Origin of the sequence: Actinomadura sp. NPDC048032, from assembly GCF_040653175.1 — a bacterium.
Taxonomy (GTDB): domain Bacteria; phylum Actinomycetota; class Actinomycetes; order Streptosporangiales; family Streptosporangiaceae; genus Spirillospora; species Spirillospora verrucosospora.
Genome location: NZ_JBEZJP010000714.1, coordinates 1 through 2,292, shown reverse-complemented (window position 1 = coordinate 2,292; position 2,292 = coordinate 1). Strand labels below are relative to the sequence as shown.

The window sequence follows — 2,292 nt, the reverse complement described above, 5'->3', positions numbered from 1 at the left end:
GGGGGCGGGCCCCGCCGCGCGGCCCGGGGGGCCCCGGCCCCCCACCCCCCCCCACCCCCCCCCCCCGCCGCCCCCCCCGGGGGGGGGGGCGCCCCCCCCGCCACGGGGGTGGTGCCGGGGGTCAGTAGCTCCGGCGGCGGGTCCGCCAACCGTGGCCGCGCCCGCGGCCGCGCGTGTGCATCGTGGTGAGCGCCGCCACGCCCAGCGCGGCGATCACCACCGCGAAGACGAAGGCGACGAGCATGCCCGCCCCCAGCGCGTCCGCGACGACGCCGCCGAGGATCGCGCCGGCGATGCCGACGAGGACCGTGAGCAGGATGCCGATCGGATTGCGGCCCGGCACGACCAGCCGCGCGAGTGCACCGATCACGGCACCGACGACGATGAACCAAAGGATCGTGGTGAGCATTTCGATCAACCGTTCCTTTCCCTGGGCCGGTCGCCCGAGGTCGGTGATCGGTATGCCCCGCCTGCCAGGTTGAAACAAAAATCTGGTCAAGGCGCGTATGGGAACGGTAAAGTCGCAGGTCAGCAGGCTGGTGAGGTGTCGCGCCGCTCGTGCGCGCGGCTCGCCGCGCCGGTGCCGCCCGGGGTGGACGGCTCAGGTGCGCGGCTCAGGTGTACTGCGTGCCGAAGCCCACGCTGCGCTGCTCGTCCTCGGCGATCTCCAGGTAGCCGACGCGGGCCCCGGGGATGACGACGCGGCCGGCGCGGCGGTCCTTCAGCACCAGCACGCCGTGCGGGTCGGCGAGCGCCGCGCCGAGCGCGTCCTGCACCTCGTCGGCGGTCTGGTCGGTGTCGACCACCAGTTCCTTGGCCACGTTCTGAACCCCGATGCGAACCTGCACGCGATGCCTCCCGTCGTCGGGCGCGTCCCGCCGACCGCCGGCGGACCCGCATCCGATGGTCGCACGGAGATCGCCGGAGCGCGGCGCGCCCGGTTGTGCCGAGGGTGAACGCCCTCCGGCGCGGGCAGGGCCGGAGCCGGCGTCAGCTCTGGTCGGTGGTGCGCGGGAAACCGGAGATGCCGCGCCAGGCCAGCCGGGCGATGATCTTCTCCGCGGTGTCCTTGGGGATCGCCCGGTGCTGGGAGAGCCAGAAGCGGGCGCTGACCTCGGCCATGCCGACCAGGCCCATGCCGAGCAGGTGCGCCTCCTCGGCGGGGGCGTTGGTGTCCTCGGCGATGACCTGCGCGATCATCTCGGCGCACTGCTGGTTCGCGCGGTCGACGCGGGCGCGCACGGGCGCGACGTTGCGCAGGTCGGACTCGAAGACCAGCCGGTAGGCCTCGCCGTCGCCGGCCACGAAGTCGTAGAAGGCCTGCATGCTCGCCTGCACGCGAAGCTTGTTGTCCGTGGTGGACTCCAGCGCCTCGCGGACGATCTTCACCAGGGCCTCGGCGTGCTCGTCCAGCAGCGCCAGGTACAGCTCCAGCTTGCCCGGGAAGTGCTGGTAGAGCACGGGCTTGCTGACGCCCGCGCGCTCGGCGATCTCGTCCATCGCCGCGGCGTGGTACCCCTGGGCGACGAACACCTCCTGGGCCGCGCCGAGCAACTGCTTGCGGCGCGCCAGTCGCGGCAGTCTCGTGCCACGGGGGCGGGCGTCCGGGGTCGCGGTCACCACACTCTCCGATCACCGAATCGGGGGACGGATGGGGGCGTCCGTCACCGGTAAACAATCTCATTATCCTACGCGCGAGTAACTCCGTTGGTCACGGGCGGCGCCCGCCGTCGTTCCTTCGCGCAGGTCAGTGTATTCCCGCCGGAACCGGAAGCGGGCCGCCACGATCTTTCTGTGAACCCTCCTTCCTGTGCCGGCGGCCAACGCGGATCAGCGGTAGTCGTCCTCGTCCAGCCGGACCTCCCGCCGCTGCTCGGCCGCGTCGGCCTCGTTCGCGTCGTCCGGGATGGGGCCGCCCTCGACGCGCTCCTCGTCGTCGAGGGCGGCGCGCTGCTCGGCCGCGTCGGCCTCGTTGGCGTCGTCGGGGGCGGGCTGCTCCAGGTCGTCGGTCTCGCTCATCAGGGGTCCTCCTCCAGGTTCACGGCCGCCTCAGGGTCCACGGCCGTCTCGGGTCACAGCATCCCGGCCAGCTCCCGCAGCGGCGCCTCGACGGACTCGCCGTGGGTCGGGAACGCGTGGACGACGTCGGCGAGCAGGCTCAGCGGCGTCTCCGCGCGGATGGCCAGGGCGATCTCGCTCATCCACTCCTCGGCGTGGAGTCCGGCGGCGGCGGCGCGGCGGTCGGCCTCGGCGGAGGCCCTGCGGCTGCTCACCGAGACGGCCATGCGCGAC

4 protein-coding genes and 1 pseudogene are annotated in these 2,292 nt (G+C 73.3%); all 5 read right to left on the bottom strand.

Features of this window, described 5'->3' with window-relative positions; all coding sequences use genetic code 11:
• Positions 1–121: 121 nt before the first annotated feature.
• Positions 122–499 (bottom strand): GlsB/YeaQ/YmgE family stress response membrane protein, encoded by a 378-nt coding sequence (locus AB0C69_RS41425; RefSeq protein ID WP_360362220.1) that lies wholly within the window; start codon positions 497–499, stop codon positions 122–124.
• 115 nt (positions 500–614) lie between these two features.
• Positions 615–848, bottom strand: a complete 234-nt coding sequence (locus AB0C69_RS41420) for a DUF3107 domain-containing protein (RefSeq protein ID WP_345186671.1) — start codon at positions 846–848, stop codon at positions 615–617.
• A 142-nt stretch (positions 849–990) separates the two neighbouring features.
• A complete protein-coding gene (locus AB0C69_RS41415) occupies positions 991–1,620 on the bottom strand; it encodes a TetR/AcrR family transcriptional regulator (protein WP_179843698.1) in 630 nt (209 codons plus the stop codon).
• A gap of 210 nt (positions 1,621–1,830) precedes the next feature.
• On the bottom strand, positions 1,831–2,019 hold the full coding sequence (locus tag AB0C69_RS41410; protein ID WP_345186676.1) for a hypothetical protein: 189 nt from the start codon (positions 2,017–2,019) through the stop codon (positions 1,831–1,833).
• Positions 2,020–2,072: 53 nt separating this feature from the next.
• Positions 2,073–2,292: pseudogene (locus AB0C69_RS41405) on the bottom strand (hypothetical protein); the annotation flags it as partial.

What these genes read in the sequence shown, in the direction of transcription:
- AB0C69_RS41410 (WP_345186676.1), bottom strand. Translation starts at nt 2,019, where the DNA reads ATGAGCGAGACCGACGACCTGGAGCAGCCCGCCCCCGACGACGCCAAC.